Source organism: Prevotella conceptionensis 9403948 (assembly GCF_000312305.1).
GTDB classification, from domain to species: Bacteria; Bacteroidota; Bacteroidia; order Bacteroidales; family Bacteroidaceae; genus Prevotella; species Prevotella conceptionensis.
This window is the reverse complement of the sequence record NZ_HE999453.1, coordinates 14,665-20,214: the sequence shown is the minus strand read 5'-3', so window position 1 is coordinate 20,214 and position 5,550 is coordinate 14,665. Positions and strand designations below refer to the sequence as shown.

At 48.6% G+C, this 5,550-nt stretch carries 5 protein-coding genes and 1 pseudogene; 1 reads left to right on the top strand and 5 read right to left on the bottom strand.

What is annotated here, in order from left to right; all coding sequences use genetic code 11:
• Positions 1-288: pseudogene (locus BN93_RS13780) on the top strand (SGNH/GDSL hydrolase family protein); the annotation flags it as partial.
• A gap of 302 nt (positions 289-590) precedes the next feature.
• Here the strand turns inward: BN93_RS13780 and dnaG are convergent.
• The 5 genes from dnaG to BN93_RS13755 form a co-directional block, all read right to left on the bottom strand.
• A complete protein-coding gene (dnaG, locus tag BN93_RS13775) occupies positions 591-2,573 on the bottom strand; it encodes a DNA primase (RefSeq protein ID WP_019188902.1) in 1,983 nt (660 codons plus the stop codon).
• A 293-nt stretch (positions 2,574-2,866) separates the two neighbouring features.
• The gene (locus BN93_RS13770; protein WP_044260914.1) at positions 2,867-3,292 is read right to left on the bottom strand and encodes a hypothetical protein; all 426 of its coding nucleotides are present in this window, start codon (positions 3,290-3,292) and stop codon (positions 2,867-2,869) included.
• Positions 3,293-3,506: 214 nt separating this feature from the next.
• Positions 3,507-4,130: a uridine kinase gene (udk, locus tag BN93_RS13765; RefSeq protein ID WP_198007534.1), complete on the bottom strand. Its 624-nt coding sequence runs from the start codon at positions 4,128-4,130 to the stop codon at positions 3,507-3,509.
• A gap of 70 nt (positions 4,131-4,200) precedes the next feature.
• On the bottom strand, positions 4,201-4,776 hold the full coding sequence (locus BN93_RS13760; RefSeq protein WP_019188899.1) for a uracil-DNA glycosylase family protein: 576 nt from the start codon (positions 4,774-4,776) through the stop codon (positions 4,201-4,203).
• Between the two features lie 45 nt (positions 4,777-4,821).
• Positions 4,822-5,550 (bottom strand): endonuclease/exonuclease/phosphatase family protein (locus BN93_RS13755; RefSeq protein ID WP_044260912.1); only part of this gene is annotated, 729 nt, incomplete at its 5' end.

Genomic DNA, 5,550 nt, shown 5'->3' with positions numbered 1-5,550 from the left:
TACATTAGGCTTATCGAGCTTGTTCGCAAACAATATGGCCCCATCCCCGTTATCTGCATTCGCCCCCATTCGGCAGGCGCGTACCTCTCTGCAAGCTTTAAGGTGCTGCAACAACGTCTGTCTGCGCACAAGGATGTGCACTTTGCCGAGTTCATGCCAGGCATTATTACCGTGGATAAAGACCTTGGCGCAAGCTACCATCCCAACTATTCAGGGCAGCAGAAGCTCTGCATGACACTCGTTCCCTTGGTGTCGGCGGTGATGGGATGGGAAATAAACCAAAGATAAAAAGAAAGCCTACCACTACAAGTCACGTGTAGTGGTGCTACAAGCACTTTGTAGGCAGGCTACAAGCATTTTGTACTGGCAGTACAAGCCGTTTGTAGCCTGCCTACAAAAAGTTTGTACAGCTCACAACCAAAGTCTACTGCTCAACAAAGGCCTTACAACAGGCAAACAAAGTGAGGGTTGGGCATTGCCACAAACCCTTCTAAACAAAGAAGTTTAGGCTCGTCAAACGCCTAAACTCCATCATCATATCACGCAGAAACGTCCTTGCTCAGCGGATTACGCCCCAAAACTTCACCTTGCTAAACCATAATTTCGCTGCCCAATCGCCGTGCCAACTCGTTGCGAATTGTCTGCATGTCCTTAAATTCGGCCATTAGTTGCATCAGTTTTTCAGGGTCGCTGGCCGCTTGTGCAATCTCCGTTTGCAGTGTTTTTAGGCGATGCTCCACATAATCAAGGCGGAAATCGAGCAGCAAATGCACCGTTCGTTGGCGCAGTTCGTCCTCTTTCTCCTTTTCTTTCAGTCGTTTCTCTTCCTCGTCTAGCGGATGGATGGGTTCGGGTTGTTTCAGTTTTAGGTACTGATACGGGTCCATGCACAGTTCGGTTGCCAGCTTGCTCAGCTCAATATCCTCGTGATGCACAAAGTAAGGCTCAGCTTTAAAGTCGGGATGTATGCTCCTTTCGGCCGCCTCTTGCAATATTCTGTTAAATAGCGGATGTTGAAACGCCAACTCGTCTTGCATGAAATCGTATTGAATAAACTGCGCCACGGTGAGGTTAAGCAAGTTTCCATCCTCATCTTCCACGTTGCGCAGCACAATCCGTTCGCCGTACTTCACCACCTGTTCCACCAACATACGCTCCACCTTCGCCGCCTGTTGCAGCGGTGTAACCGTCTGAATGGTGGGTTTTGGTTCTGCTTGCACGACCTGCTGAACCGCACGCGACGTTTCCGTAGACCGCCTTTCGCGGCTTTCGCGTATATATCGGTTCATGCTATTGATGAGCGTTGTTTCGGCCACACCCAGTCGTTGGGCGCAATCGTGCAAGTAGGTGTCGCGCAAAATTTGGTTGGGGATAACCGAAACGCTCTGCACGATGGATGAGATTGCCTCCGAACGGCGAGCAGGATCGGTTACGCCATCGAGCAAAACCCGCGTTTTAAACTGTATGAAGTCGGTCTGATTGTCGGCAATATACTTTCTAAACTCCTCAGCATTGTGCTTTCTGGCAAAGCTGTCGGGGTCGTCTCCATCGGGGAAAAGCAACACTTTTACGTTCATGCCCTCGGCCAACAGCATGTCCGTTCCACGTAAGGCGGCGTGTATGCCAGCCGCATCGCCATCGTAAAGCAACACGATGTTCGAGGTAAAGCGGTGCAACGTGTGTATCTGATGCACGCTAAGGGCCGTACCAGAGTTAGCCACCACGTTCTCAACGCCACACTGGTGCATCGAAACAACATCGGTATAGCCCTCCACCATGTACACGCAATCTTCTTTGGCAATGGCTTTCTTGCCCTGAAAAATGCCATATAGTTCGTGGTCTTTATGGTAAATGTCCGAGTCGGGCGAGTTAACGTACTTCTGTTGTACGCCTTTTGTGCGCGAGTCGAGCAGTCTTCCGCCAAAGCCAACCACCTTTCCGCTAACGCCAAACCACGGAAAAATAACACGCCCGGCAAAGCGATCGACATACCGTCCGTCGTCGGTACGATAGCAAAGGCCCGTCTTTACCAAGAAATCTACGTTATATCCCTTGTCTATTGCCGTGCGCGCCAGTAGTTCTCTGTCATTAAGGTCGAACCCCAAGCGAAACTTTCGCACGATGTCGTCTCTGAAACCGCGGCTCCTAAAATACTGCATGCCGATGGCAAGGCCGTCTACATTATTGTGTAACGTGTCTTCAAAGTGTTTAGCCGCCCACTCGTTAACGATGAACATGCTTTCGCGTTCGTTCTGTTCACGTCGTTCGTCGTCGCTCAGTTCGCGTTCCTTAATTTCGATATGATACTTGTTGGCCAACCACCGCAATGCCTCCGGATAGGTCATTTGCTCGTGTTCCATGATAAAGCTCACGGGTGTTCCACCCTTACCACAACCAAAGCAATGGCAAATGCCGCGCGCAGGCGACACCATAAACGACGGTGTGCGCTCGTTATGAAACGGGCACAACCCCTTATAGTTCGCCCCAGCCTTGCGCAGGGTTACGAACTCGGAAACCACATCCACGATGTTGGCTGCCTCTTGTATCTTCTCTATGGTTGCTCTGTCTATCATGTCTTGTTACATCTAGCTGCAAACGGTTTCAATCGAAACCGCCTTAACCAACTGCGAAGTTATAAAAAAAGATTGAAACAAACAAGGGAGCAACCCGTAAAGAGCAGGCGGAAGAAAGGATGATTGGTGGGAACGGCTATGGGTTGTATCACTAATTATCAGCAATACAAGCCATTCAACTACTAGATTTAAAGCCAACAAAGCTAATTTCCAGAACCAGCATAACACGAAAACAGGGCGAGGAATACCCCTCACCCTGCCTTATTACTTCTTAAACAAGAATCTAATGGAGCTTATCTCCAACCTCCAACAAACTCAACTTTTTGGTTCAGCTTGGAAATTTTGTCTTGAAGCTTTTCCATTTTCTTTTCTAGTTTCTCCACCTTCTTCTGCTCCTTGGCCAGTTTCTTGTTCATCTTGGTTACTTCTTTAAGCGTTTTTGCCCTAGCCTTGGCTGCCTTGGCGGTAGCCTCGGCATCACGAGTACTCAACCCAGTAACCACACTTGCATTAGCCTCTGCATTGACATCGGCTGCCTTCTTTCTTAGTTCGGCTAGCGAAGCTATTGCCTTTTCGTATTGCAATTGGGTGTTGGTAAGCTGCGTTTGCAACTTCAAAGCTTTCTGTTGGGTTTTCAATTCACTAAATTCTTGACTACTTGCGCAGCCTGTTATCCCAATAGAAAGCATCATGATAGACGCTAGTATAATCTTCTTCATTGCTAAAACTGATTTTCTAAATTAATATTCTTTTCTCTAATTATATTGCAAAGATAACACAAAAGCAATTACTTTGCAATAGTTTCATACAAAAAAACAAGGCGTTTAGCAATTTTTATTGATTTACCGCAAGCAAAATGAGATTTTACAGGCGTAAAAGACGACAAGTTGATAGGCTAATAAGTTGACAAGTTAACGAGTTGTTTGTGGGGACTTACTCCACAGGAACAAGCCCCTCGATATAGCTACACAATATGCCGATACCCTTTTCATTTTCGCCACCTTGCGGTATAATCAGGTCGGCATAGCGTTTGGTGGGTTCGATAAACTGCTCGTGCATGGGTTTGAGCACCTCCAAATACCGTTCCACCACCATCGAAACCGTTCGGCCGCGGTCGATGGTGTCGCGCTGAATGTTACGTATCAACCGCTCGTCGGGGTCGGCATCAACAAACACTTTCAAGTCCATGATGTCGCGCAAGCGTTTGTTCAGCAAGGTCATGATGCCCTCGATGATGATAACGGGCTTTGGTTCTACGTGTATGGTCTCCTTCAAGCGATTACAAAGCAAGTACGAATATGTGGGCTGTTCGATGGCTACCCCACTGCGAAGGTCGTTAACATGCTTGGTCAGCAGTTTCCAATCGAAAGCGTCGGGGTGGTCGAAGTTGATGGCATGACGTTCTTCTTCGGTCATGTCCGACGTGTCGTTATAATACGAATCGAGTGGAACCACCGCCACATAATGGGGTGGCAACGCCTCTGCTATTTTCTTCACCACCGTTGTTTTGCCAGAACCTGTACCGCCGGCGACACCAATTATCGTTGTCTTTTGCATCATGTTATACTTTTATCGTGTGGATATTGTTGTCCTGTTTACAATTTAGTTCACGTCCATAAGCCCATTACTACAACACTTCGTCAAACATGGCCTTGTACCATTCGGTTTTCTTCTCCACTTTAAGCGGATAGGCACGCGAAGAACTGGGCATGCGGTAGAGCCGCATTTCGCGGCCGTCGGGTTGAAAACTAAACGGAACATACGCCCCTACTTTTGGCTGTTCGGCAATGTTGAAGTGCGCCCTAAGCACATCGGCAGCCAACTGCCCCGTCACCACCACATTCTTACAATCGGGCACTTGCAGCAAAAGTTCGTCAAGGTTGGTGGGTTCTATCACTTCAAGGTCCTTGTCTGCGGCAGTCCCCGTGGTGCGGTTAACAGCCGTTGCCGTATCGTAAATGCCCACGCCTTTTGCAGTAAGAAAGGCTTTCAGCTCGTCTAGCTTAAACGTTTTGTTGGCCTCGTCCACGAAGTGTTGCTTGTCGGCGAAGAACGCCAAACCAAAAATGCGCCACATGTCGTTGGTGAAGTTGGGGTAAAAGAAGTTCATGCACCATCGTTTTGGCGAAGGTGGGAAACTGCCCAGCATCAACAGCTTGCATCCTTTGGGCAAGAAAGGTTTAAAAGGGTGTTGTTCTACCATTGTTGTTTAACGCAACATTTAACGCTATAAAGGTTTGTCCGCCTGCTACTCTTTCTCTTTTACCAGATAAACCACCACGGGAAGGTGGTCGCTAAAACCATCGAGCCACACGCCACCGGCCGTTGTTCGCTTAGGCATTCCCTTATACTTGCCCTCGGTTTGGAAGAGGTAATCGCGCTTAAATATTTGGTTTTTCCAATATTTAAGTGTGGAATAGTCTTTCGAGCCATTGGCGCAGAGCAGATTTTTAGAGAGCAATATCTGGTCGAACAAGTTCCACGAGCCCTGAAATTGCAACGTACCCACCCCCTCTTTGGTCAGCACATTGTACCAAGGGTTATACATATCGCCCTGGCCCACCTCGCTCATGTTGGCCTTTCCATGCAGGCCTTGGCTGATGCTTTTGTCCATCGGGTCGTCGTTCATGTCGCCCATCACCAACACTTTGCAATCTTTATCCTCGCGTTGAACGGAGTCGCGAATGGCCAAGATTTGCCTGGCGCCCTGCTCACGATAGAAAGAATCGCTAAACCTACTGGGCAAATGGCATACCACCACTGTTACATGTTCGCCTGCCAGCGTGCCACTCACCGTTAGAAAGCCACGTGTGTAGAAAGCGCTATCCTTCTCCAAGCTTTGCACGTAGGGCACAAGTTTAACGTTGCGCACGGTGAAAAGTGCAGGGTTGTATAGCAATGCGCAGTCGATGCCGCGACGGTCGGGACCTTCTATGTGGCAAAACTTATATCCGCGAGCCGCCAATTCGGGTTGCGC